This window comes from Pseudomonas sp. RG1 (assembly GCF_025910115.1).
In the GTDB taxonomy this organism is placed as follows: Bacteria; Pseudomonadota; Gammaproteobacteria; order Pseudomonadales; family Pseudomonadaceae; genus Aquipseudomonas; species Aquipseudomonas atacamensis.
Map to the genome: position 1 here is coordinate 308,927 of NZ_JAPCIK010000046.1, position 22,804 is coordinate 331,730.

Annotated in this window: 20 protein-coding genes, 1 tRNA gene and 1 pseudogene; 10 read left to right on the top strand and 12 right to left on the bottom strand. The window is 60.2% G+C overall.

Translation table 11 applies throughout. The features are described from left to right. The first annotated feature begins 30 nt into the window (after positions 1 to 30). Positions 31 to 107: transfer RNA gene (locus OK411_RS23600), tRNA-Met, on the top strand. 362 nt (positions 108 to 469) lie between these two features. Here OK411_RS23600 and OK411_RS23605 read toward each other — a convergent pair. Both OK411_RS23605 and OK411_RS23610 read right to left on the bottom strand, forming a co-directional pair. Next, positions 470 to 694, bottom strand: a complete 225-nt coding sequence (locus OK411_RS23605; RefSeq protein ID WP_264365760.1) for a type I toxin-antitoxin system SymE family toxin — start codon at positions 692 to 694, stop codon at positions 470 to 472. Between the two features lie 76 nt (positions 695 to 770). Next, positions 771 to 1,163, bottom strand: a complete 393-nt coding sequence (locus tag OK411_RS23610) for a helix-turn-helix domain-containing protein (RefSeq protein WP_232013042.1) — start codon at positions 1,161 to 1,163, stop codon at positions 771 to 773. A 364-nt stretch (positions 1,164 to 1,527) separates the two neighbouring features. Between OK411_RS23610 and OK411_RS23615 the strand changes: the two genes are divergently transcribed. Both OK411_RS23615 and ggt read left to right on the top strand, forming a co-directional pair. Next, positions 1,528 to 1,983, top strand: coding sequence for a hypothetical protein (locus OK411_RS23615; RefSeq protein ID WP_264365761.1), 456 nt, complete (start codon positions 1,528 to 1,530; stop codon positions 1,981 to 1,983). A 183-nt stretch (positions 1,984 to 2,166) separates the two neighbouring features. Continuing rightward, positions 2,167 to 3,999 carry a gamma-glutamyltransferase gene (gene ggt / locus OK411_RS23620; RefSeq protein WP_264365762.1) on the top strand — a complete coding sequence of 611 codons (1,833 nt, stop codon included), beginning with the start codon at positions 2,167 to 2,169 and terminating at the stop codon, positions 3,997 to 3,999. A 53-nt stretch (positions 4,000 to 4,052) separates the two neighbouring features. On the opposite strand, the gene OK411_RS23625 is transcribed toward ggt, so the two are convergent. The 4 genes and pseudogenes from OK411_RS23625 to OK411_RS23635 all read right to left on the bottom strand — a co-directional run bounded on the left by OK411_RS23625 (position 4,053) and on the right by OK411_RS23635 (position 7,614). Then, the gene (locus tag OK411_RS23625; RefSeq protein WP_264365763.1) at positions 4,053 to 4,652 is read right to left on the bottom strand and encodes a flavin reductase family protein; all 600 of its coding nucleotides are present in this window, start codon (positions 4,650 to 4,652) and stop codon (positions 4,053 to 4,055) included. A gap of 217 nt (positions 4,653 to 4,869) precedes the next feature. After that, complete coding sequence (locus OK411_RS27250) at positions 4,870 to 5,430, bottom strand: methyl-accepting chemotaxis protein (protein ID WP_241663599.1); 561 nt, start codon at positions 5,428 to 5,430, stop codon at positions 4,870 to 4,872. Then, a pseudogene (locus tag OK411_RS27255) lies at positions 5,410 to 6,186 on the bottom strand (PAS domain-containing protein); the annotation flags it as partial. The pseudogene OK411_RS27255 and the gene OK411_RS27250, both read right to left, overlap by 21 nt. 114 nt (positions 6,187 to 6,300) lie before the next feature. After that, a complete protein-coding gene (locus OK411_RS23635; RefSeq protein WP_264365764.1) occupies positions 6,301 to 7,614 on the bottom strand; it encodes an MFS transporter in 1,314 nt (437 codons plus the stop codon). 350 nt (positions 7,615 to 7,964) lie between these two features. Between OK411_RS23635 and OK411_RS23640 the strand changes: the two genes are divergently transcribed. The 3 genes from OK411_RS23640 to OK411_RS23650 all read left to right on the top strand — a co-directional run bounded on the left by OK411_RS23640 (position 7,965) and on the right by OK411_RS23650 (position 11,412). Next, the gene (locus OK411_RS23640) at positions 7,965 to 9,383 is read left to right on the top strand and encodes a short-chain fatty acid transporter (RefSeq protein ID WP_125917584.1); all 1,419 of its coding nucleotides are present in this window, start codon (positions 7,965 to 7,967) and stop codon (positions 9,381 to 9,383) included. A gap of 157 nt (positions 9,384 to 9,540) precedes the next feature. Further along, positions 9,541 to 10,713 carry a hypothetical protein gene (locus tag OK411_RS23645; protein ID WP_264365765.1) on the top strand — a complete coding sequence of 391 codons (1,173 nt, stop codon included), beginning with the start codon at positions 9,541 to 9,543 and terminating at the stop codon, positions 10,711 to 10,713. Positions 10,714 to 10,887: 174 nt separating this feature from the next. After that, a complete protein-coding gene (locus tag OK411_RS23650; RefSeq protein ID WP_110602981.1) occupies positions 10,888 to 11,412 on the top strand; it encodes a lysine methyltransferase in 525 nt (174 codons plus the stop codon). A gap of 9 nt (positions 11,413 to 11,421) precedes the next feature. Here OK411_RS23650 and can read toward each other — a convergent pair whose 3' ends face one another. Beyond that, positions 11,422 to 12,066, bottom strand: coding sequence for a carbonate dehydratase (gene can / locus OK411_RS23655; protein WP_039761245.1), 645 nt, complete (start codon positions 12,064 to 12,066; stop codon positions 11,422 to 11,424). A gap of 140 nt (positions 12,067 to 12,206) precedes the next feature. Between can and OK411_RS23660 the strand changes: the two genes are divergently transcribed. Then, a complete protein-coding gene (locus tag OK411_RS23660) occupies positions 12,207 to 12,611 on the top strand; it encodes a serine kinase/phosphatase (protein ID WP_264365766.1) in 405 nt (134 codons plus the stop codon). Positions 12,612 to 12,732: 121 nt separating this feature from the next. Here the strand turns inward: OK411_RS23660 and rimI are convergent, their stop codons facing one another. Continuing rightward, positions 12,733 to 13,185 (bottom strand): ribosomal protein S18-alanine N-acetyltransferase, encoded by a 453-nt coding sequence (gene rimI / locus OK411_RS23665; protein ID WP_016773192.1) that lies wholly within the window; start codon positions 13,183 to 13,185, stop codon positions 12,733 to 12,735. Next, positions 13,178 to 13,924 (bottom strand): energy transducer TonB, encoded by a 747-nt coding sequence (locus OK411_RS23670; protein WP_110602976.1) that lies wholly within the window; start codon positions 13,922 to 13,924, stop codon positions 13,178 to 13,180. Before OK411_RS23670 ends, rimI begins: the two co-directional genes overlap by 8 nt. A 242-nt stretch (positions 13,925 to 14,166) precedes the next feature. On the opposite strand from OK411_RS23670, the gene mksB reads away from it, so the two are divergent. From mksB to mksF, 3 genes are read left to right on the top strand one after another with little or no spacing between them, the layout of a single operon-like run. Next, a complete protein-coding gene (mksB, locus tag OK411_RS23675) occupies positions 14,167 to 15,447 on the top strand; it encodes an Mks condensin complex protein MksB (RefSeq protein ID WP_160768349.1) in 1,281 nt (426 codons plus the stop codon). Then, positions 15,437 to 16,138, top strand: coding sequence for an Mks condensin complex protein MksE (gene mksE / locus OK411_RS23680; RefSeq protein ID WP_016773189.1), 702 nt, complete (start codon positions 15,437 to 15,439; stop codon positions 16,136 to 16,138). The genes mksB and mksE overlap by 11 nt, the downstream gene beginning before the upstream one ends. Further along, complete coding sequence (gene mksF / locus OK411_RS23685) at positions 16,135 to 18,975, top strand: Mks condensin complex protein MksF (protein ID WP_264365767.1); 2,841 nt, start codon at positions 16,135 to 16,137, stop codon at positions 18,973 to 18,975. The genes mksE and mksF overlap by 4 nt, the downstream gene beginning before the upstream one ends. 177 nt (positions 18,976 to 19,152) lie before the next feature. On the opposite strand, the gene OK411_RS23690 is transcribed toward mksF, so the two are convergent. Genes OK411_RS23690 through OK411_RS23700 form a run of 3 tightly spaced genes read right to left on the bottom strand, consistent with a single transcriptional unit; the run spans position 19,153 to position 22,718 of the window. After that, positions 19,153 to 21,456 (bottom strand): intermembrane transport protein PqiB, encoded by a 2,304-nt coding sequence (locus OK411_RS23690; protein WP_016773187.1) that lies wholly within the window; start codon positions 21,454 to 21,456, stop codon positions 19,153 to 19,155. Then, the gene (locus OK411_RS23695) at positions 21,449 to 22,072 is read right to left on the bottom strand and encodes a paraquat-inducible protein A (protein ID WP_071173597.1); all 624 of its coding nucleotides are present in this window, start codon (positions 22,070 to 22,072) and stop codon (positions 21,449 to 21,451) included. Before OK411_RS23695 ends, OK411_RS23690 begins: the two co-directional genes overlap by 8 nt. Next, on the bottom strand, positions 22,059 to 22,718 hold the full coding sequence (locus OK411_RS23700) for a paraquat-inducible protein A (RefSeq protein ID WP_024014315.1): 660 nt from the start codon (positions 22,716 to 22,718) through the stop codon (positions 22,059 to 22,061). The genes OK411_RS23695 and OK411_RS23700 overlap by 14 nt, the downstream gene beginning before the upstream one ends. Positions 22,719 to 22,804 lie beyond the last annotated feature (86 nt).

Here is a 22,804-nt window from a genome sequence, read left to right on the forward strand (position 1 = left end):
GCCATTTCAGGGGAATAATGCGCGCCACTTGGCTACATAGCTCAGTTGGTTAGAGCATAGCATTCATAATGCTGGGGTCCGGGGTTCAAGTCCCTGTGTAGCCACCAAGTACTAAAAACGGCTTACCGAAAGGTAGGCCGTTTTTTTATGCCTGCAATAATCTCCCCTCCGGTTCCCCACCAACAGAAGGTCTATCTTCAGCCCTTTCGATTGATCAGTGGGCTCGCAGCCGCTCATCCGTCAGACGTTCTTACAGTTTGCAATTCGCCTTTTTTCACATAAGCCAAATATCAAATTCAAAATAATGCCTTCCTCACAACCAGGCTCTTAGCCAGGTATTACAGGCCCCACCCGCCATAAAATTCTAAATAATCAAAAGCGCTATTTCAGAAAAAACGCCGCTATCCCTTGAGGGTTAGCGGCGTTTTTCCTACGCAACTGGCGTTGCGGCTGTACTTGGACGATTCATCTATTCCGCTGTAATCACCAGACACCCTTTCATCACACGCACTTTGACGTTCTCGTTCACCTCGAATCCTGCCTGCCGTAACCACAGGCCGCGCAGTCTGATCCATGGTACGGGTTTGGCGGGGCTGTAGGTTTTTTCCTTGGTGTGGACCGGGTAAAAATCAGCGGCGATTTTCAACCGGCGTTCAGTGATGGGGGTTGATGACGTATGCTTGGTTTTAGCCATGATCAGCTCCTGTTTAGCTGCTTGTGGTTAGCGGAGCCAGGGTGTTGGCGCACCCTGGTTCCGCGTTCTTAGGGTTTCAAATTTCTCTTTCTTCGTTGCTTGTTTTGGTAGCTGCCTGTGCGATCAGCGCGTCAAGCATCTGCGCAATCACCTTCTGTTGGACCTTCGAAAGCTCATTGATGGACTGCAGCCTTCGATACCACGTCGAGGTCAAGCTGCGCCTGGGCGTCTCCGTGTACGAGGGAACCCCGAGCAGGTCTTCAACGGGAACGCGAAGCGCAAATGCCATCTTCACCAGTGTCGTGACCGGCATGCTGCGCGTGCCCTCCTCGTAACCCTGAAAGGTCTGCCGGGAAAGACCTAAAGCCCTTGCAAACCGCGTCTGTGTTATCTCGTGCACCGTACGTAAATGTGCAATGCGACTGCCCAACGCAACCAGAAAATCACGATCCTCATTGGAAATGCTCATGACAGCGGCCGACTGAAAATAAAATCGAATGGCAACGGACTCATCCTCTTCATCTGATATCCATCCTGGAAAAACTACAGAAACCATCCTCAGGCAACGCCGCGTAGGCTGTCGACCTGAATAATCTGTAAGAGAAATCCGGCGTAGTCAGCGATTCAAAGGAAAAGACTACAGGCGCGACCGACGATAATTTCGCCTGACCCAGGCGCAAAACCGATTGACTAAGATAGCCCTGTAGGAAGCAGGCTTTGCTCACGTAAGAACTGGATTTTTCATCACTTCAAGCACCCGCCCCTCTCTCCCCGAATTGCCCTTCGACCGACAAGCTCCCCTGGCTCGATTCAGCGCCATGCAGGGAGTTGGCATGCCTCCATACAAATACCTTCTCGACGATGACTGGTTTTTAAATCCGTATAGCGGTGGCAGGGCCTGGTTTACTTTGCTTCCACCGAAAGCGCCGGAGCCGGTGTACATCGAGAAGGATGAGTGGCCTGCGCCCAAGCCAGGCGAAGACAAGGTATTTGCCAAGTCCTGCACGCCGGACAACTGGTGTCGCACGGACGCTGGCACTGCCAAGGAGCCAGCCAGCAACTTCGGCAACATCATGGTCGCCGGCGCCATGCTCATGCCATCCGCCAGCACCGCGATCGCGACGGCAATAGGCGCCGACCTGGCTTTGGGGCGTCTGGCCGGCGGCGGGATTTTGCAACAGCGCCTGAACTGGGCCATCCGTGGCGCCGGCGGGCCGGCCAGCGTGTTTGTGCTGGGAATGCTGCCGAGCAAAATGGCCGACGGCACACTTCACACGACTAAGAACTAAGAAAATAGCACCGCCTGAGCTACCGCTTTCGCGAGCAGGCTCGCTCCCACACGGGCATCGTTTTCGGCCAATCGATTGGCGCGGCCGCTGAGCGGGAGTGCTGTAATCCCCACGCGGTTTGCACCCCGCCGGCCCGCTCGATAAAGTCCTCCATGACTTTTACCCCACGGACGGAGAGCCAGCGTGTTTCCAGCCCAGCCCTTGAAGCGCTTTCGCCTGCCAGCCCTGACACTGCTTGTCAGCGCTCTGACCCTCACCGCATGCAACGCCCCACCCTCTTCTTCCTTGCCGCTGGCACCGGAAGCCGCTTCCGGTTACCGCACTGATCTGCAAACCCGTCACGCCAATAAGCACATGGCCGCTGCTGCCAATCCGCTCGCGGCCGAAGCCGGGCGGGAGATGTTGCGTCAGGGTGGTTCGGCGATTGATGCGGCGATTGCGATGCAGGCGGTGTTGACGCTGGTTGAGCCGCAGTCTTCCGGGATCGGTGGCGGGGCGATGATTGTGTTGTGGGATGGCAAGCAGGTGCGCACCTATGACGGCCGCGAAACGGCCCCGGCCGGGGCCACCGAGAAGCTGTTCCTGAAGGCTGACGGTAAACCGATGGCCTTTACGCAAGCGCAGATCGGCGGCCGCTCGGTCGGTACGCCCGGAGTATTGCGGGCGCTGGAGCTGGCGCATCGGAAGCACGGTCGCTTGCCTTGGGCGAAGCTGTTTGAGCCAGCGATCAAACTGGCCGAGCAAGGCTTTGCGATTTCCCCGCGTCTACATTCGCTGCTGACTGCCGATCCACTGATACGCCAGTCGCCAGACATGGCTGCGTACTTCCTGAATGACGATGGCAGCGTCAAAGCTGTCGGCACGCGCCTGCACAACCCGAAGTTGGCCGCCGTGTTCAAACGCATCGCCAGCGAAGGTGCCGATGCGCTGTACAAAGGTCCGATCGCCGAAGAGATCGTCGCCAAGGTTCAACAGCACGCCAACCCCGGCAGCCTGTCGCTGAACGATTTGCAGCGTTATCAGGCCAAGGAACGCGCGCCGCTGTGTACCGACTACAAGCGTTGGCAGGTCTGCGGCATGCCGCCACCATCGTCAGGCGGAATTGCCGTAGCGCAGATTCTCGGCACGTTGCAGGCGCTGGAGACTCGCGATCCACGCCTGTCGCTGACCCCGCTCAAACCAGTGAACAGCAATAGGCCAGCCGGGATCGAACCGGCGCCGCAAGCGGTGCATCTGATCGCCGAGGCTGAACGTCTGGCCTATGCCGATCGCGCGCAATACGTGGCCGACACCGACTTCGTCCCGGTGCCGGTCAAAGGGTTGCTCGATCCTGCCTATCTGGCCAGCCGCGCCAGCCTGATCGGCGAGCGCAGCATGGGCAGCGCCAAACCGGGCACACCGCCGGGCGTACAGGTTGCCTACGCACCGGACCGCTCGCCGTTGCGCATCTCGACCTCGCAAGTGGTCGCGGTGGATGATCTCGGCGGCGCCGTGTCGATGACCACCACCATCGAAGCCGCGTTCGGTTCGCACCTGATGGTTCAGGGTTTTCTGCTGAACAACCAGATGACCGACTTCTCGTTCATCCCCGAAGAGAACGGGCAGAAAGTCGCGAACCGCGTCGAACCGGGCAAACGCCCACGCTCGTCGATGGCGCCGACGCTGATCTTTGATCGCAACACCGGTGAATTTGTCGCCACGGTCGGCTCCCCCGGCGGCTCGCAGATCATCGAGTACGTGGCGAAAACCACCATCGGCCTGCTCGACTGGAACCTCGATGCACAAAGTGCGATCAACCTGCCCAACTTCGGCAGCCGCAATGGCCCCACCGAACTGGAACAGGGACAGTTCAGCCCAGCGCTGATTCAGGCACTCAAGGACAAGGGCCACACGCTCAGCGAAATCGACATGACCAGCGGCACCCAAGCGATCGTGCGGGTGAAGGATGCGCAGGGCAAAGCGACATTGACGGGGGGTGCCGATCCTCGGCGTGAGGGAGAGGCGTTGGGGGACTGAAACACTGCATTGAAAAAGGCCTGCCGAGCAGCAGGCCTTCTCCCGGGAGTAAATCAGACCGCCAACGTCTTGCCATCCACTCCATCCCCAATCTTCAGGAAATGCCCGCCCGCCACGTGGTGCAAGGTACGCAATCCATCCTGCCCTTCGAAATGCCAGCGCCCATCGCTGAACACACGCTCATCGGCCTGGGCGGCGATGACTTCGGCGAGGAACAGGTCGTATTGCTCGTGATTGCGCGGCTCCGGCAGCAGGCGGCATTCGAGCCAGGCGACACAGCCCTCAAGCAGCGGCGCTTCAATCTGTTCGCCAGCGAAGGTTTGCAGGCCGTACGCCTGAAACTTGTCCTGACCTTGGTTGCGGGTGATTTCCAGGCCGGAGGTGTTGCCGACGGTTTGCACGATATCTGCCTGATTGACGCAAGGCACATTCAGCACAAAAGTGCCGGAGGCTTCGAGCAACTGGCGAGTCCAGGTGGATTTGTCGAGGACGACGGCGGCTTTTGGCGGTTCGAAATCCAGCGGCATGGCCCAGGCGGCGGCCATGATGTTGCGTTGGCCGTCGTGAGCGGCGCTGACCAGCACGGTCGGCCCGTGGTTGAGCAGGCGGTAGGCTTTGTTCAGGGGCACCGGACGGCGGTGGGAGACGCTCATGGGGATCTGCTCCGGAAGAAAAGGAGCCGATTGTAGCGCTGTCACTGGAGAATCACAGAACCTGTGGGAGTGAGCAGATGCGGCGCTGCCCCTCGGTGATCGTTCCCACGCTCTGCGCGGGAATGCATCCTGTGACGCTCTGCGTCACGCCAGCGAAGGAACGCGGAGCGTCCCGGGCGGCATTCCCACGCAGAGCGTGGGAACGATCAGTGCGGTGTCAGTGAGAGAGCTGATTGGCAAACTGCCCCACCGCATCCACCACTTTCTGCGCACCGTCCTGAATCTCGACGATCACCGTGCCCGCCTCCGCCGCCAGCGCCAGGCCCTGTTCAGCCTGAAGCTTGCCGTCGGTCATCAGTGCCACGGCATTGCGCGCCATTTCCTGGTTCTGCCGTACCACGCCGACGATTTCGTCCGTCGCTTGGCTGGTGCGCGAGGCCAGTTGCCGAACCTCGTCCGCGACCACGGCGAAACCACGGCCCTGCTCGCCGGCCCGGGCGGCTTCGATGGCAGCGTTGAGCGCCAGCAGGTTGGTCTGTTCGGCAATGCCGCTGATGGTTTTGACGATCGTGCCGATCACCAGCGACTGCTCGTTCAGCGCCTCGATACCTTCGCCGGCGGCTTGCATGTGCCGCGACAAATCACGCATCACGTTCACCGCTTCGGTGACGACCGTGGTGCCCCGTTGTGCGGTGCTGTCGGTTTGTTGCGAGGTGCTGTAAGCGATGCTGGCCGCGTCGGCAACCGCCTGCTCGCGGTTGACCTGATCGGTGATCACCGTGGCGAATTTCACCACTTTGTACAGTTTGTCGTTGGCATCGACCACCGGGTTGTAGGACGCTTCCAGCCACACCGTACGACCATGGCTGTCGATACGCTTGAAGCGGCCTGCGACGAATTCGCCGCTGTTCAAGCGCCGCCAGAAGTTCTGGTACTCGGCGCTGTTGTACTCATCCGGGGCACAGAACGTGCGGTGATGTTTGCCTTTGATCTGCGCCAGGCTGTAACCCATGCCGCTGAGGAAGCGATCATTGGCGCAGAGCACATTGCCGTTGAGGTCGAACTCGATCACGGCGGTGGAGCGCACCAGCGCGCCGATTAGGTTCTCATGCTCGCGGGAGGCTTCGATGGTGCGGGTCAGGTCGCTGGCGTAGAAGGAAATGTGTCTGATCCGGCCATCGGACGAGCGCACCGGTTGCACGATGGAACGCAGCCACGCCTCGTCGCCATTGCCGCGCAACAGGCGCACGGCGCCGGCAAAATGCTCGCCACGGCTCATCGAGTTTTTGAAGCGCTGATGGAATTCGTCGGTTTTGACGTGGGCCGGCACGATGTCTTCAATTGCCCGGCCGACCAGGTCCTGGCTCTTGTAGAGCATTTCATCGAGAAAATTCTGGTTGACCGAACGAATCCGCCCGTCGGGCTCAAGGGTCAGCGCGAGCATTTCGCTTTCCAGGCTTTCCTTCACTTGTACAAGGCTGGAGAGTTCTTCGCGCAGAGCGGCCAGCTCTTGTTTCAAGCGTTTATTGAACATGGGAAAGCACCGATGGCAGGGTAGTTAGCGGATACAACCTAGCCATCGGCCTTGCGCAGCTTTTCTGAAGCCAGCTTCAGACCCGTCAGTCGAAAATAATCCGGCGCTTGCGGTTCAGGCAGCGCCGGCAGCCTGACACGGTCCGGTACGTGGCATGCGCGCACCGAAATACGCCGCCGTCACAATCCCCACCGCGCCCATCACTGCACAGAAGAACACGCAGATCCATGGGCTCCACGGCATCAGACCAATCAGCAACAGCGGCGTGATACTTGCCCACGCCGCGTACGCAATGTTGTAGGTGAAGGAAATGCCCGACACGCGAATCCGCGCCGGGAACAACCCGACCATCACCGAAGGCACCGCACCCACTACCCCACAAGCGAGACCGGCGACCGCATAGGCCATGCCGATCCAATGGCCGCCCATGATCAGACAGCCATACAACACGCCAATGCCCAGCGGCAGCAACAGGCTGTAGAGCATGACCGTGCGCCAGGCGCCGATGCGGTCGACCAGCAGACCGGCGATCACGCAGCCGATATTCAGAAAAACGATGCCCAAGGCACTGAGGCCGAAGGTGTGGCTGGCGGTCATGCCGAAGGTTTTCTGCATCATGGTCGGGGTGATGACCACGAAGACCACCACCGCCGAGGTGAGTACGCAGGTGAGCAACATGGCCGGGAGCATGGCCAGACGATGTTCACGCAACACCGTGCGCAACGGCAGTTCGACTCGCGCCTCGCGCTGCGCTTCCATGGCCATGAACACCGGGGTTTCGCTGAGCCAGCGGCGCAGATAAACGCCCACCACGCCGAACACGCCACCGAGCAGAAACGGATAGCGCCAGGCGTAATCGAGAATTTCGGCAGGCGTGAAAAGCTGCGCCAGGAAGGTCGCCGTGAGTGCGCCGATCAAGTAACCGAACGTCAGTCCGGCCTGCAGAAATCCCAAGGCGTAACCACGATGGCCGGTCGGGGCATGCTCGGCGACGAACACCCAGGCACTCGGCACTTCACCACCCACCGCAGCGCCTTGCAGGATGCGCAGCGCCAGCAACAGCAAGGGCGCGAAATAGCCGATCTGCGCGTAGGTCGGCATGATCCCGATCAGCAGGCACGGCAGCGCCATCATCAGGATGCTCAGGCTGAAGACCTTTTTGCGGCCCAGACGATCGGCGAAATGCGCCATCAGAATCCCGCCCAGCGGCCGCGCCAGATAACCGGTGACGAAGATGCCAAAGCTTTGCAGCAAACGCAGCCACTCGGGCATTTCCGGGGGGAAGAACAACTGACTCAGGGTCAGTGCGAAGAATACGAAAATGATGAAATCGTAGATTTCCAGCGCCCCGCCGAGCGCCGCAAGGCCGAGGGTCTTGTAGTCGGCACGGCTGAACGGCGCCGGTCGGGCTGGGGAGTTGGCAGTCATGACAAAGAACTCAGGCATCGGCAAAAACCAAGGCGCTCATGGTCTACGCAAAAGCGCGGATCGACAACCCGTCAGACCATAGTCTCGGTTTGCGAAAACCTGCTCAACAAAAGGGCGGCGCTTGATTTACTGTTAGCGCCTGTCTGCTGGGCCACAGCTTACAAAGCACGATGAATCCCTGTGGGAGCGAGCTTGCTCGCGAAGAGGCCGGTACATTCAACATCACTGTTGACTGACCTGACGCCTTCGCGAGCGAGCTCGCTCGCTCGCTCGCTCCCACAAGGTACGGTGACAATGCTGAAATTGTGGCCAGAGACCAAAATAACCATAAAAAATCCGAGGTACTTCCCGTGGCCGTTGATATCGAAGATAGCCGCTCCGCGCGCTTTGCCCTGCGCTGTTCCAGTTTTGCCGAACGCTGGTTTCCCGATTCCTGGGTATTCGCCGCGCTGGCCGTGATCATCGTTGCACTGGCCACGCTGGCCATGGGCGCCAAACCCACCGCTGCAGCGATGGCCTTCGGCGACGGCTTCTGGAGCCTGATCCCGTTCACCATGCAGATGGCCTTCGTGGTGATCGGCGGCTACGTCGTCGCTAGCTCTCCGCCCGCAGTCAAGCTGATCGACAAACTGGCACGCATCCCGAAAAACGGCCGCTCCGCCGTGGCCTGGGTAGCGTTGATTTCGATGGTCGCCTCGCTGCTCAATTGGGGTCTGTCGCTGGTATTCGGCGGGCTGCTGGTACGCGCCCTCGCCCGCCGCACCGATCTGAAAATGGATTACCGCGCGGCCGGTGCTGCGGCATACCTTGGCCTTGGCGCGGTGTGGGCGCTGGGCTTGTCATCGTCGGCCGCACAGTTGCAGGCCAACCCGGGCAGCCTGCCGCCGTCGATCCTGTCGATCACTGGCGTGATCCCTTTCACCGAAACCATTTTTCTCTGGCAGTCCGGGATCATGCTGCTGGCGCTGATCGTGATTTCGATCATCATCGCCTACGCCACCGCGCCCGGGCCGAATTCGGCACGCGACGCCAAGGCCTGCGGCATCGACCCGGCGTTCAACCTGCCGCCACTGCAACCGCGCACTCGCCCCGGCGAATGGCTGGAGCACAGCCCGTTGCTGATCATTGTGCTGGTGCTTCTGGCGGCGGGCTGGCTTTTTCACGAGTTCTCGACCAAACCGGCGATCACTGCGATTTCCGGCCTGAACACCTATAACTTTCTGTTCATCATGCTCGGCGCGCTGCTGCACTGGCGCCCGCGCAGCTTCCTCGATGCGGTGGCCCGTGCGGTGCCGACCACCACTGGCGTGTTGATCCAGTTTCCGTTGTACGGCTCGATCGCCGCACTGATGACTACGGTCAAAGGCGCCGATGCACAAACCCTCGCGCATCACATCTCGACCTTCTTCGTCAGCATCGCCTCCCACGACACCTACGCGCTGCTGATGGGCGTGTATTCGGCGATTCTCGGTTTCTTCATCCCGTCCGGCGGCGGCAAATGGATCATCGAAGCGCCCTACGTGATGCAAGTCGCCAATGACCTGCAATACCACCTCGGCTGGGCAGTGCAGATCTACAACGCCGCCGAAGCCTTGCCGAACCTGATCAACCCGTTCTATATGCTCCCGCTGCTGGGCGTGCTCGGGTTGAAGGCGCGGGATCTGATCGGCTTCTCGTTTGTGCAACTGCTGGTGCACACGCCACTGGTGCTGCTGCTGTTGTGGGCGTTGGGGACGACATTGGCGTATACGCCGCCGGTGATGCCGTAGCAAAAACGAGCCAGGCCTGTGGGAGCGAGCGCTCGCTTGCACAGGTCTGGCGTGGAAATCATGAAATCCATACTCAACCGCTTTTCTGTCAAACACCACTGATCCACTATGAAGCGCCCCCAAATCGAGGGGAACCCACGCTGAAAAGGATCTGAGCATGTTCAAACTCGCAGGACTTACCCTCGTTGCACTGACGCTAAGCGCCGCCGCTCACGCCGATGTCGACGTGAAACTGGGCAGCACCGAGCGCGTCACCCGGCTCTTCGCCTACCCCAACAATTGCAGTGTGATCTGCTTTCGCAACTGGACGCTGGAGCAGACCGTTGCTCACTATCTGAGTCAGAGCGTCCAGCGCGACGGTTACGCCGATGCCAAGGTGCTGGTGAAGACCGACAACGATCAGCTCTATGCCGAGATCACCGGAGTGCCGGACGGCTATGACAAGCCGCTGTCAGCGTTGCTCGACGCCGGCGACCTGGCTTATGCCGGCGCCGGCAAGCTCAATGCCGATGGCAAATGGGCCTATAGCTGGTATCTGTTCCTGCCGCTGGGCATGGCCTTGGAAAATCGTAAAAGCGTCGAGCTGCTGCACTTCCCGCCCGATTACTCGCTGACGCAGGCGCAGGATTATCTGCGCTCGAACACCACCGATCGCTGGGCGACGTTGCTGACCGATAACGGCATCCCCGCCGGGCAGACGCCGGCTTACCAGACCATCATCGACATCGCGCCGATCGCCGCGCCGTCCAATGCCGGCGGGGATCTGGAGGACGTCTACGACTACTTCAAGGATTACCAGACCACGCTGGTCAAGCAGTTTAGCCAGACCGCCAGCGGCACGACGCTGCCGATGGTTGCGTTCGGGGCGCCGGTGCGCAACTGGATCAAGGAACAATATGGGCCGACGGTGGGCGTATTGGGGCTGGCAAGCATCAGTCCGGCCGAAGGGGTGAATGTGCCAGTGCTCGGTTCCAACCATCCGAGCTATATCTGGTACGCCGCCGATCCGAAGAGCTATACCGGCGACGATGCCCAGGCCAAGGCTGACGCGGCGGGCCTGAAAGTCATGGGCCAGGATTTGAGCGCGGCTTGCTGGCAGGCCGGGATGGGCAGCAAGCCGGGCAGCGATGCGCAGGCCACGCTGAACAGTTGCACGCAAACATGGCAGGTGACGCAAAAGGTCAAAACCTGCGAGTTGTTCTACACCTCGATCCGCAACCTCAGCGTCGAAGAAGCGGCTGCCAAGTGCGCCACGCCACCAGTCAAGACGCAACTGCAACAGCTGAAAGCGCCCTTGCCTGCGGCCGCCGTGCCCGCACCCGCTCTGTAATCGCTGCCGGAGCCCCCCGTGTCAGCCAATGCTGACGCGGGCCAACGGTGATCGCGCCTGTCAGGTTTGACAGTAGACCGGTACCTTCAATTGCGCGACGCTTGGATCCAATCATGCTTCGCCTGGCGAGGCATGGGCACAACCCGGAGGCAACACTCAACAACAAGGATCGTTATGAACAATCAAGCCGTGGGCCGGCACCTGCCGCGCGACACAGAAGGCATCTATCCGTTCGCCGGACTTCCGGTGCGGCTGGGTTTTCCATCCTGCGACGACTTCCAGATCATCCACAACGAACGAGGCGTCGCCACGGCAGTGGTCGCGCGCCGTGAGTTTCTGCGCATCAGCCGAATGTGCCGGGTTTCCGGGCAATTGCTGCCCTATCGCTGTCGACAGACCCGTCAGCTGCAAACCGGCATTCACGTTTACGATCCGCGCTTTTGCGGGGTGTTGGAACACGCCTGCGACCCGAATGTATTTCTCGACATGAGCGAATTGTGGCTGTGGGCCTTGAAAGATATCCACAGCGGCGAACATCTGAGCATCGATTACGCATCGACCGAAGACAAACTGCTACGCCAGTTCGCCTGTGATTGCGGTTCGTCGCGCTGCCGTGGCTGGATCACCGGTTACGACGAACCACCCACGCCTGAAGGCCAGCGCTTTTTACAGCGCTGGCGGCATCCAGGCCGAAGCTGAAAGCTGCGGTTACGGCGCGCCGACCGGACGCAAACGGTATTGCGGCGGCAACTGTTCGAAACCACTGATGGTGGTATTGAGACTTTTCCAGCGGCCATCCTTGATGCCGTAGATGCAGCCGTGGATCGACAGCGGCTGCCCGCGATGCCAAGCGTTCTGAATGATGCTGGTGTGCGCGACGTTGGCCACTTGCTGGATCACGTTGAGTTCGCACATGCGATCGACCTGCTCTTCTTCGGTCGCCAGCTTGGCCAGTTCTTCGCGTTTCTCGTAGTACAGATCGCGGATCGAGCGCAGCCAGCCGTCGATCAGGCCGAACTGGCGATCCTGCATCGATGCGCGCACGCCGCCGCAGCCGTAGTGGCCGGTGACGAGGATGTGTTTGACCTTGAGCACATCCACCGCGTACTGGATCACGGACAGGCAGTTGAGGTCGGTGTGCAGCACGACGTTGGCGACGTTGCGGTGCACGAACAGATCGCCCGGCAGCATGCCGACGATTTCATTGGCCGGTACGCGTGCGTCGGAGCAGCCGATCCATAGATATTCCGGAGTCTGCTGGCGCGCCAGTTTGGCGAAGAAATCCGGGTCTTCCTTGGTGATCGCGTCAGCCCAACGCTCGTTGTTATCAATCAGGTCTTGTAGATCGTGCATGGATAAGGCCTCAAGAAAGATGCGCAGGTTTGATAGACGACCCCCCGTCGAAGTCACGCCGCCAGCGCAAAGTGTTTTCGTTGGAATTCTCGCGCGCCCGGTGAGTCCACTCAGTAAGGCCCACACTATGAGGAATTGCCATGACTGATTCACGACGCCCTTATGATGCGGTGCAACCGGAACCCATCGATGATAACGAAGACCGCATGGGCTCGGTGCACGAGCTGGACTTTGACGACGAAGAGCCCAGCGCGAAGATCGGCGATGAGCTGCCCGAGCGTGAACGTGAACAATTGATGCCGGCTGAGCGAGTGCGTGAGGCGGGTATGACCGGGGCCTCGGTGGACGATCACCAGCCGACTGACGATGACCTGAGCCCGGAAACGTTGATTCGCGAGGATGGTGCGCGCGATGCCGAGGAAGTCGGCGATGGTAATCAGGCGGATTGGGATCTGAGCGTGGTCGATGAAAATGACATCGGCGGCGGTGACGGGCTGGATGAGGCGGAACTGGCGGATCTGGATCCGCTGGATGGCAAGCGCTGATCCGCTGACTTGAAATTTGCCCCCTGTAGGAGCTGCCGAAGGCTGCGATCTTTTGATTTTTCTTTGGATCTTACAAAAACAGGATCAAAAGATCGCAGCCTTCGGCAGCTCCTACATGGCCTCAGTCAACCAGGGTACAGACCATCACCACCGCATCTTCACGCCCACCCACCGCCGGATAATAATCGCGACGCCGGCCGATCTCGTTGAAGCCATACCGCTCATACAACTTGAACGCAGCCGTGTTGCTGTCGCGCACTTCAAGAAAACACTCCCGAGCCTCAGCCGCATACGCACGCGACATCAAATGCTCAAGCAACGTCAGGCCCAACCCGCGCCCCTGATTTTCCGGCTTGACGGTGATATTGAGCAGGTGCGCCTCATCAAGAATGATCTGCACCACACCGTGGCCCACCTGCTGCTGCCCTTCGAACATCAGCCAGATCTGGTATTTGCCCAGGCCATCGAGGAAAATCCCCCGGGTCCACGGATGGCTGTACGCGGCGTATTCGATCTTCAACACAGCGTCCAGGTCCGCCTCGGTCATCGGGCGAAAGGTTACAGCCTCACTCATCGGATTGTTTCCAGCGCGCCATCAGCCGACGCATGGCTTGCCACACAGCGGCCTTGCGCTGTGGCTCTTCCATTAACAGTTCCAGACCGGGAATCGCCCAGGCCAGGCCCAGACCTTCGATCTGCAATTCACTATTGAACGCTTCGGCGTCCGCTTCCCCGGCAAACTTCACCGCCGGCAGGCCGATCAGCCACAGACAGGCGCAGGGCGCCGCTTCCATTTGCACCGAGAGGAAGCCTTGCACGAAGTCGCGCGCCGCTTCCGGGCCTTGATCCAGCGTGCCGCGATTGAGCCAAGGCCAGCGCACCGGTTCGCCGACGATCTGCGGCGCATCCGGCAAACCGGCGGCGCGCAGCATGTCCTTGAGCAGCAGGTAGGCCGGATCGCGACTCTGAAACGCTTCGCCTGTGGGTAACTCGACCAGCAGCAGGCAGCGCCCGGCGCGCAGCAGTTGCAGGGCGAACCGCGGCGGCGGCACTGGCGCAGGCTTGACCACCACCGGCGTGTCGTCGACTTCCTCCACCGGTTTGGCGCCGTTGCGAGTGCTGGCCAGCGACGGACGCGGCACCTCGATTTTCGGTCGCTCGGCCTGACGCGCGGCAGGCTGCGCCGGTGCTTCGGCCAGAGGTGCCGGAACAACCGGTACCTCAAGCTCAGGCTCGGGCATCTCCAACAGCTCGGGCCGCGACGGTGCGGCGAAAGGCAGTTCGGTGCGCGGCAGCCAGTTGACCACCTGCATGGCGTTCAAATAGGCGCGGCGGCGGGACTCGATAAGCAAAGGTCGGCCACTTGTGGATAACGGAAAGTGCGCTGATTCTACCGCCCTTCGCACAAGATCGCTCGCTGTTGATCGATACCCCGCGCTGCGCTGCGCCGCTGCCCTTTGGGCAAAGAATGCGACAGCCCGTCCCGAGAGTGAATCGCCGCGCCTGTGATGCAGTACAATCGCCGCTTTTAATCGCCAACCAGCCGGCCATTCCGATGATCGAACCCAAGCGCGTCTTGCGCGCCCTCGCTGAACACTGGGCACTTCTGGAGCCACTGTGCGAGCACTTCGACCAAGGCACCCTGAGCCTCAACGAACTGCGCACGCAACTGGCCGCCCAACAACTCGACAGCACGCCGCAGGACATCACCAGCCTGCTCGACGTGTGGATTCGCCTCGATATTCTGGTTCCGGTGGCGAAAAGCCCGAACCGTTTCGAGCTCAACGCGCAGATCCACGACTTCCTCGCCTACCTGCGCCGCGAACACCGCCTCGGTCTGTGCCTGGAAATCGAAGCCTATTTGCGTCACCTGGAGCGTCTGGCCGGTTATATCCAGGACGCTTTCGATGTTCGTGACGGCAACGATCTGGCGCGCCAACTGCGCTTGCTCGACATGCGCGTGCGCGACGTACTGAAGAAACTCGACAACGATGAACAGGCCTTGGTGGCAGTCGCCGAACGGGCGAAGACCAGCGACCGGCAGATTCCGCTGCGTCAGCGTTACGCCGAAGTACTGGCGACGTGGGACGAATACGTCGAGCCGATGATTGATCTGGTCAACGCCGACGGCGCCTTCGAACAAGGCGTGCGCAAGGTCGAAACGGTGCTACTGAAGATGCTCAGCGAACAGCAGCGCCTCGGCCATCTGGTCGATGACGACATGCTCCTGCGCACCCACGCGCGCATTCTCGAGATGCAGACCAGCGCGCAATTGACCCTGCGCCATGCCCGCGAACTGCTGCTGCCATTGCGTGAAGAAGCGCGTCGGCATAACGCCGTGACCCGTGGCGCCGCACTGGCGCTGGCGGCGATCCGGCGTAAAGGCATCGACGCCGTGCCGCAAGCGGCGATGCCGCTGTTCACCCGCCCACAGAGCACTTTCCTGGGCAGCGCCAGTCAGGTCGAAGCCTACGTTTATGCGCTGGCTCGTTTCGAGCCGAAACCGGCGCGCTTCCCCAAGGCGCACAAAACACAAAAGGCTGGCGACGCGCCACGTGCACCGCGCACCGTGCGCGAGATGGTCGATCGGTGCGAAGAGTCCCTGCCGATGCCGGACCTGATGACCTGGCTGCTGGAGCAGGAACCGGACGGCGCCACCGACGAGTTGCTTTACTGGTTCTCGCGCCTGTCGCGGGAAAAACGCTTCAAGCGCGAGCGTCTGGAACGCCGCGAATACCACACTCACGAGCACCAGGTCAGCCTGCGCTCCTTCGCCCTGCTCTCGGCCAGCGACACCGCCGCCGAGGATTCTGCGAGCATCCCAAATGCATCTTGATCTTTCCGAACTGTCGCAACTGGCGCCGATCTTCCGCGAGTTGTTCAAGGGTTACCACGTCAGCCGCCGTGATCCCGAGCTGTACGCACAACTGTCGAATTTCCAGGACCAGTACCGCACGCTGTTCAAGGCGCTGGGCTTTGAACTGGTCTGCGACACCCGTGGTTTCTACTACTTCGTGCCGGACATGGCCGCCGCAGCGGTGAACAAGACCGCCCAGCGTCTGGCGCTGTTCACCTTCATCCTCGTCGAGCACCTGGCCGATCAGGGCCGCGACCCGATCGCCGTGCTCGACGGCGGCAGCCTCGGCCGCGAAGAATTGCCGTCGCTGCTGGACAAGTACCGCGACCTGTTCATCCAGGCCGAAGTGCAGACTGTTGAAGAACTCGAAGAAAAGATCATGCGCCGCATGACCCAGCTCGGTTTTGCCGGCGAAGAAAACGGCGTCTACCGCTTCCTGCCGCCGATGCACCGTTTCCTCGACGTGTGCCTGTCGGTACAACAGGACCGCGACCTGGCAGCCAGCGTCCACAGCGTTCTGCCGCTGCCGGCGCCGGTGCTGATCGACGAAGAAGCCGAAGCGAAATTCCTCGAAACCGACGATCCGCTCGATCTTTCCGAATTTGAAGAAGAAAGCGAAGAAGACGCACTGGCCCGCGCCATTGCCGAAGAACAGGAGTCCGATGCATGAGCCAGGAACGCTACGGCATCCGCCGCTTTGCCCTTTTGAACACCGCCGGTTACAGCCTTGGCCTGTTCCCGCTGGAGGAACCGCTGTCGGTTTACGGCGCGAACAACCTCGGTAAATCAGCGTCGATCAACGCCTTGCAGTTCCCGATTCTGGCGCGCATGTCGGACATGAGTTTCGGCAAGTACAGCCTCGAACAATCGCGGCGCTTCTACTTCGCCTCCGACACCAGTTACATCCTCGTCGAAGTCAACCTGCCCCACGGCCCGCACGTGATCGGCGTGGTCGGTCGCGGCCCGGGTGGCGGTTTCGGTCACCAGTTCTTCGCCTATGCCGGCAAGCTCGATCTGGCCCATTACCAGAAAAACGACACCTGCCTGCGCCAGAAAGAGCTGTTCAGCAATCTTGAAAAAGAAGGCTTGAAGGCTTACGAACTCAAGCCGGATGAACTGCGCCGCTTGCTGGTTGGCGGCCACACTTCGATCCCGCTCGACCTGACGCTGATCCCGCTGCGCTCTACCAGCGAGCAGAGCCTGAAGACGTTCCGCGCGCTGTTCATCAACCTGCTGCACATGCGTGAAATCACCGCGGCCAAGCTCAAGCAACTGTTCCTCGATGCTTTCGAACACAGCCTGCGTTCGGGCAGCGTCGATTACATCGCCGCGTGCGAAGAAGCCTTCCGCGATGTGCGGCGCATGGAGCAGGACTACAACTCGCTGGTCGCCGCCGGTCCATTGGTTGAAGCGCTGGCCAACGGCGTGAAACAGCGCGATGTGCTGCGCGGCAAACTGCATCGCCTGTCGCCGCTGCTCGATTCCTTGCTCGGCACCTGGTCGGACTACGCCACGGCGCGCAAGGAAGAGCTGACCATCCAAGCTGAGCACTACCGCCGCGAGCAGGACGATTTGCAAAATGATCAGCGCGGCGGCACTCAGGAACTGATGCGTCTGGAGCGGGAAATTTCCGGCATCCAGCGCTGGCTCGGTGAGCTGTCGGTGCTGAAGAACCGCTTCGCCCTGGTCGATGACGTCAAAGTGCTCGAGCAACAATTGCTCGCCGCCAAGGATGCTCACGATGAACTGGCAGGTGCCCTGGCGCAGTCGCGTCAGTTCAGCGCCGAAGATCTCGAAGAGCGTCTGCGCGATCTGGAAAAACGCCTGAAGTCGGTGAAGCAGCAACTCGATCACGCTGATAACAACAGCTACGCCCGTCTGCGCGAAGAGTTCTCGCAACAGGACGTCGAACGCCTGATGCGCCTGTTCAACAGCGCGCTGTTCAGCCTGCCGCTGGGTGAACATGGCATCACCCTCGACGAGAACGGCGAGTGGGTCAAATCGGTCGAGCTGATTCTTGACGGCTTCAAGGGCGAGCGCTTCGAAGTGCCGGGCCTGTCCATCGACATCTCGCACATCGAGCCGCCGGCCCTGCAAGCGCTGGCCGACCGCGCCGCGTTGCGCGATCAGAAGGAGCGTCTGGAAAAAGAGCTCAAGCAACTGAAAACCCAGCAAGCCGTGGCCGCCGACCGCGCCGCAAGCAAGACTCAGACCGAGGCGCTCTATCAGCAGGTGCTGGACGCGCAGAAGGCGCTGGAAGATTTCCGTCGCACCCAGACACTGAGCGCCGAGGAAAGCGACAAACTCGAACAACTGGCGCAGATGGAAGCTGCGCAGGACGAACTCAAGCGCTCCAGCGATGCCTTCACCGAGCGCGTCCAGCAACTGTCGGCCAAGCTGCAACTGGTCGGCCGCCAGATCGCCGACATGGAAGCCAAGCAGCGCACCCTCGACGACGCGCTGCGCCGTCGCCAGTTGCTGCCGGCGGATCTGCCGTTCGGCACGCCGTTCATGGATCCGGTCGATGATTCGATGGACAACCTGCTGCCGCTGCTCAACGACTATCAGGACAGCTGGCAGGGTCTGCTGCGCGCCGATGGGCAGATCGAGGCGCTGTACGCGCAGGTGCGTCTGAAAGGTGTGGCCAAGTTCGACAGCGAAGACGACATGGAGCGGCGTCTGTCGCTGCTGATCAACGCTTACGCACACCGCACCGATGAAGCGCTGACCTTGGGCAAGGCGCGGCGCGCGGCGGTCACCGACATCGCCCGCACCCTGCGCAACATCCGCAGCGATTACGACAGCCTCGAGCATCAACTGGCGCTGTTCAACCGCGAGATCAACAAGCGTCAGGTTTCCAACCTGCAGAGCTTCCGCATCGTCCTCGCGCCGAACAAGGAAGCGCTCAAGCACATCGACCAGATCATCCACAGCGCCGGCCAGTATGAGGAAGGCGAAACACTGTCGGTGTTCGACCTCAGCCAGAGCGCCGAGCAGGACAACAAGAACGAAGAGGCCAAGGAATACCTCGCGCGGCTGGTGGCAGCGAACCACAACCAGCTCGGCCTCAAGGACTTGTTCGAACTGGCCTTCGAGATCACCAAGGTCAATGGTCAGCCAGTCATCCACACCGACATCGACGGCGCGGCCTCAAACGGTACGACCATGACCATCAAGGCACTGACCAACATGTATTTGTTGCTGCACTTGATGGATCGCGACCTGGCCGGCCGCGTGCGTCTGCCGTACTACCTCGACGAGGCGGCGGACATCGACGAGAAGAACCAGGCGGCGCTGCTGGAAACCAGTCTGCAACTGGGCTTCGTGCCGATTCTGGCGAGTGTGAAGCCGCAAGTCTGCGCCAGTGTCGCGATCGACCTGGAAGGCGGCAGCGGCCCGGCAGGCATCTACATCGATGAAGCGGACTGGAAGTACATCCGCCGCCATGATGTGGTCAAGGCCACGCTGAATATGCAGGCCGATGAGCCGGAGCTGGATGCGGTTTGATCGGCTTTAGCTGAAGGCAAAAAAAGGGCCGCGATCTGATGGGATCGCGGCCCTTTTTTATCGCCTGGATTTTGTGTTGATATGGCTGGCCCCTTCGCGAGAAGGCTCGCCCCCACGATTGGAATGCGTTCCCCTGTGGGAGCGAGCCTGCTCGCGAAGGCGTCTCAACAGACGCTGCTATTTACCAAGCTGAATCTTCGGCGCCCAGGTCAGCCATTCATCCTCGAACTTGTCGAACAACGGGAACGTCTGCTCGGCCCGAGCCGGATTGCCCATGCGTTCACCGTCCGGGGTGGCGAAGGCAATCCCACCCTGAATCAGTGTCTCCAGCGACTCGGTGCGCACCGTCACGCCCTTGAACAACCCATAATCGAAGCCCACGCCGCTGGTGTTCCAGAAGCGGCTGCCGCTACGCACCAGTGGCGCGTACTTCGGCTCGATCAGGATGTGCACCAACACACGGTCAGCTGTCTGGCCCAATTCATAACCGGTCACCTTTCCGACGGTGATCTCACGGTAGGTCACTGGTACGCCAGGCTTAAGCGAACCACGACGTGCGGCGCTCAACACCAGACTCAGACCCGCTTCTTGCTTGGTGACTTCCGGCGCCTCGGCCAAGGCAACGAAGTTCTTCTGCGGGCCGAGATTCTTTGCCGCCGGCTGGACTTCGATGTATTTACCGGTGACCAGCGTTTCCAGATTCTGCGTCTTGATCAGGCCCAGTTCCGGCTTGACCACCCAGAACTGACTGCCGACTCGGGCGATCTTTTCCGGTACTTCGGTGATGCGTGCGGTGAGGATTACCGACTGCATGTCATCGGTCAGATCAACGCTTTCAATCTTGCCGACATCCAGCCCCTTGAAACGCACCGGCGTACCGCTGCTCAAGCCGTCAGCGCGATCAACCTTGATCGTCACTACCGCGCCTTTCTTGTTTGCCTCATCGTGGTCGGCGAACAGACGGAAGCGCGGGATGCGTTTCTTCAACGGCGCATTGGCTTGCGGCGTTTCGAACGCGATACCGCCGGCCATCAGGGTTTGCAGGGATTCACTCTTGACCTGAATGCCCCCGGTCAAGCCACCCGTGAGGGTAATGCCGCTGACGTTCCAGAAGCGCGTCGAGGCGTTGACCAGGTTTTCGTATTCCTTCTCGATGTGCACGCCGATGACCAGCTGCTTCTTGGTTCGGGAGAACTGGTAGCTCTGCACCGAACCGACCTTGACCTGCTTGTACAGAATCGGACTGCCGACATCTATCGAACCCAGCGAATCGGTAAACAATACCAGATGCAGGCCCGGCGAACGCAGATCTAGCGGCGGTGCTTTCGGTCGCGCTTCGAATTCGCGTTTCGGCGCAGCGCCTTTGTCGCCCGGACGCACGGCGATGTAGTTACCTTTCACCAGCGCTTCCAGGCCGGTAATACCGGCAAGGGATATCGACGGTTTGACCACCCAGAACTGCGTGCCCTCAACCAGATAGTCTTCGGCCAACGGATCAAGCGTCAGCTCGGCTGTTGCACTGTTCAGGTCCGGATCGACTTTGAGCGCTTTCAGGTTGCCGACCTGAATGCCTTTGTACATCACCGGTGTGCGACCCGCCTGCAGGCCCTCGAAATCACTGAGTTTGACCTTCACGCGAATCCCGGCGGCGGCGGCGTCGAAGTCTTCATAGAGACGGAACGGCAGGCTCGGATCGGTCGCTGGGCTGTCCTTGCGATTCTCCGGCGTGGCGAACGCGATACCACCGGCGACGATGCTGGCCAAAGACTCGCTACGGACTTTCACACCGGACAGGTTGGCGTCGATGCTGATGCCGCTGGCGTTCCAGAAACGGGTATGTTTGCGCACCAGTTTGGCGTAGGTCGGCTCAATGAACACCTTCAGTTCAACGGTGCTCTGATCCTCGGAAAGCACGTAGCTTTTGACCTGACCGACCTTGATCTGCTTGTAGAACACCGGGCTGCCGCGATTCAGCGAGCCGAGGCGATCGGCCTTGATGGTCAGGTGCAGACCGGGCTTGGCGTCGGACAGCGGCGGCTCTTCGGCGAGTGCCTTGAACTTGCGCACGGGCTCGCCTTCACCGGGACTGATCGCAACATAGTTACCCGAGACCAGCGTTTCCAGACCAGTGATACCGGCCAGGGTCACGCTCGGTTTGACCAGCCAGAACCGCGTGCTGGTCTTCAGGTATTGCTCGACGTCCTTGTTCATTTCGATAGTGGCGATCACTCCTTTGGAGTTGCCTTCATCGTCGAGCTTGAGCGTCTTGACCTTGCCGACCGGCATGCCTTTGTAGACCACTTCGGTCTTGTTGGCCTGGATCCCTTCGCCGCTTTCGAAGCGCACCTGAATTTCGATACCGGTCTCGGAATAAGCACGCCAGCCGAGCCAGCCGCCGATGATCAAAGCGATCAGAGGCAGCACCCAAATGGCCGACCAGTTCGAAGCCGGTCGGGTTTTCGCTACAGGCAAATCAGTCATGGTCGTCGTCCGACTCCGTGTTATCCCAAATCAGTCGGGGATCGAAAGTTACTGCGGCGAGCATCGTCAAAATCACCACAGAGGCGAAGGCGACGGCGCCCAAATTGGCTTCGACACTGGCTATACGGCCGAAGTTAACGACCGCCACGAGAATAGCGATCACGAAAATATCGAGCATCGACCAGCGGCCAATGAACTCGATGAAACGGTACATCCAGATGCGCTGACGGGCCGACAATGGCTGCCGGCGCTGCACGGAAAACAGCAACAACGCGATGCCGACCAGTTTGAACGTGGGCACCAGAATACTGGCGATGAACACCACGCTCGCGATCGGAATCATGCCGTGCTGCACCAGTTCAATCACGCCGGACATGATGGTGCTCGGTTCACCCTGGCCCAGGGAGCTGACCGTCATGATCGGCAAGACGTTGGCCGGAATATAGATAATGGCTGCCGTGATTAACAGCGCCCAGGTGCGGGTCAGGCTGTTGGGACGGCGAGCGTGAACCTGCGCGCCGCAGCGGGTACAGCTTTGCTCATCGACGTCAGCTTCCTGCTTGTTCAGTTCGTGGCATTCGGTGCACACCAGAATGCCCGCATCAATCGCCCGCATGGGCATCCTCTCCTGATAATGCCTGCCAGATCTGATGCGGTGACATCACCACCTCCAGCCAGACTTGTACCAACAACAAGCCAATGAAACATGCCAGCCCGAGGCCGACGGTGATTGCTGCCATATCCGCCAGCTTCACGATCGCGACGAGGACGCCCATGAGGTAGACCTCGAGCATGCCCCAGTCTCGGAGGTGGTGGTAAATACGATAGAGCAACAAGCCATAACTACGACCGACATTGAAGCGGATCGTCAGTAGGACAAACAGCTGGCACAACAACTTGAGTAACGGTATGGCCATGCTGCAAAGGAAGACGACGATCGACACACCTTGCATGTCGGTGCTGAATAGACCGACCACGCCGCTCCAGACCGTATCCTGCGAAGATTGCCCGAGGATATTGAGTTGCATGATGGGTAAAAAGTTTGCCGGCACGTAAAGTAATAAAGCCGCGATCACCAGAGCGAGGCTGCGCTGCACAACGTTATGGCGGTGGGCATATAACTCGTAGCCGCAGCGCGGGCAGAGCGCTTTCTCACCATGGGCAAGTGTCGGCTTGCGCATCAGCAGGTCGCACTCGTGGCAGGCTATCAAGTCTTCCAGCGGTAAATCTGACAGCCCGGGGGCGTCAACCGATTCTGACATACAGGCTCTGACTCCGATAAAGATGGGGCTATTCTAGTGTTCTGCTTCGAAAATAACTGTGCAATTTTGTTCGCCATAGCGCTGAA

Excerpts from the sequence above, each read along its gene's own strand:
- OK411_RS23605 (WP_264365760.1), bottom strand. The coding sequence starts at position 694 with ATGGCTAAAACCAAGCATACGTCATCAACCCCCATCACTGAACGCCGG.
- OK411_RS23610 (WP_232013042.1), bottom strand. The coding sequence starts at position 1,163 with ATGAGCATTTCCAATGAGGATCGTGATTTTCTGGTTGCGTTGGGCAGT.
- OK411_RS23615 (WP_264365761.1), top strand. The coding sequence starts at position 1,528 with ATGCCTCCATACAAATACCTTCTCGACGATGACTGGTTTTTAAATCCG.
- OK411_RS23625 (WP_264365763.1), bottom strand. The coding sequence starts at position 4,652 with ATGAGCGTCTCCCACCGCCGTCCGGTGCCCCTGAACAAAGCCTACCGC.
- OK411_RS23635 (WP_264365764.1), bottom strand. The coding sequence starts at position 7,614 with ATGACTGCCAACTCCCCAGCCCGACCGGCGCCGTTCAGCCGTGCCGAC.
- OK411_RS23645 (WP_264365765.1), top strand. The coding sequence starts at position 9,541 with ATGTTCAAACTCGCAGGACTTACCCTCGTTGCACTGACGCTAAGCGCC.
- OK411_RS23650 (WP_110602981.1), top strand. The coding sequence starts at position 10,888 with ATGAACAATCAAGCCGTGGGCCGGCACCTGCCGCGCGACACAGAAGGC.
- can (WP_039761245.1), bottom strand. The coding sequence starts at position 12,066 with ATGCACGATCTACAAGACCTGATTGATAACAACGAGCGTTGGGCTGAC.
- OK411_RS23660 (WP_264365766.1), top strand. The coding sequence starts at position 12,207 with ATGACTGATTCACGACGCCCTTATGATGCGGTGCAACCGGAACCCATC.
- rimI (WP_016773192.1), bottom strand. The coding sequence starts at position 13,185 with ATGAGTGAGGCTGTAACCTTTCGCCCGATGACCGAGGCGGACCTGGAC.
- OK411_RS23670 (WP_110602976.1), bottom strand. The coding sequence starts at position 13,924 with ATGCAGGTGGTCAACTGGCTGCCGCGCACCGAACTGCCTTTCGCCGCA.
- mksB (WP_160768349.1), top strand. The coding sequence starts at position 14,167 with ATGATCGAACCCAAGCGCGTCTTGCGCGCCCTCGCTGAACACTGGGCA.
- mksE (WP_016773189.1), top strand. The coding sequence starts at position 15,437 with ATGCATCTTGATCTTTCCGAACTGTCGCAACTGGCGCCGATCTTCCGC.
- mksF (WP_264365767.1), top strand. The coding sequence starts at position 16,135 with ATGAGCCAGGAACGCTACGGCATCCGCCGCTTTGCCCTTTTGAACACC.
- OK411_RS23690 (WP_016773187.1), bottom strand. The coding sequence starts at position 21,456 with ATGACTGATTTGCCTGTAGCGAAAACCCGACCGGCTTCGAACTGGTCG.
- OK411_RS23695 (WP_071173597.1), bottom strand. The coding sequence starts at position 22,072 with ATGCGGGCGATTGATGCGGGCATTCTGGTGTGCACCGAATGCCACGAA.
- OK411_RS23700 (WP_024014315.1), bottom strand. The coding sequence starts at position 22,718 with ATGTCAGAATCGGTTGACGCCCCCGGGCTGTCAGATTTACCGCTGGAA.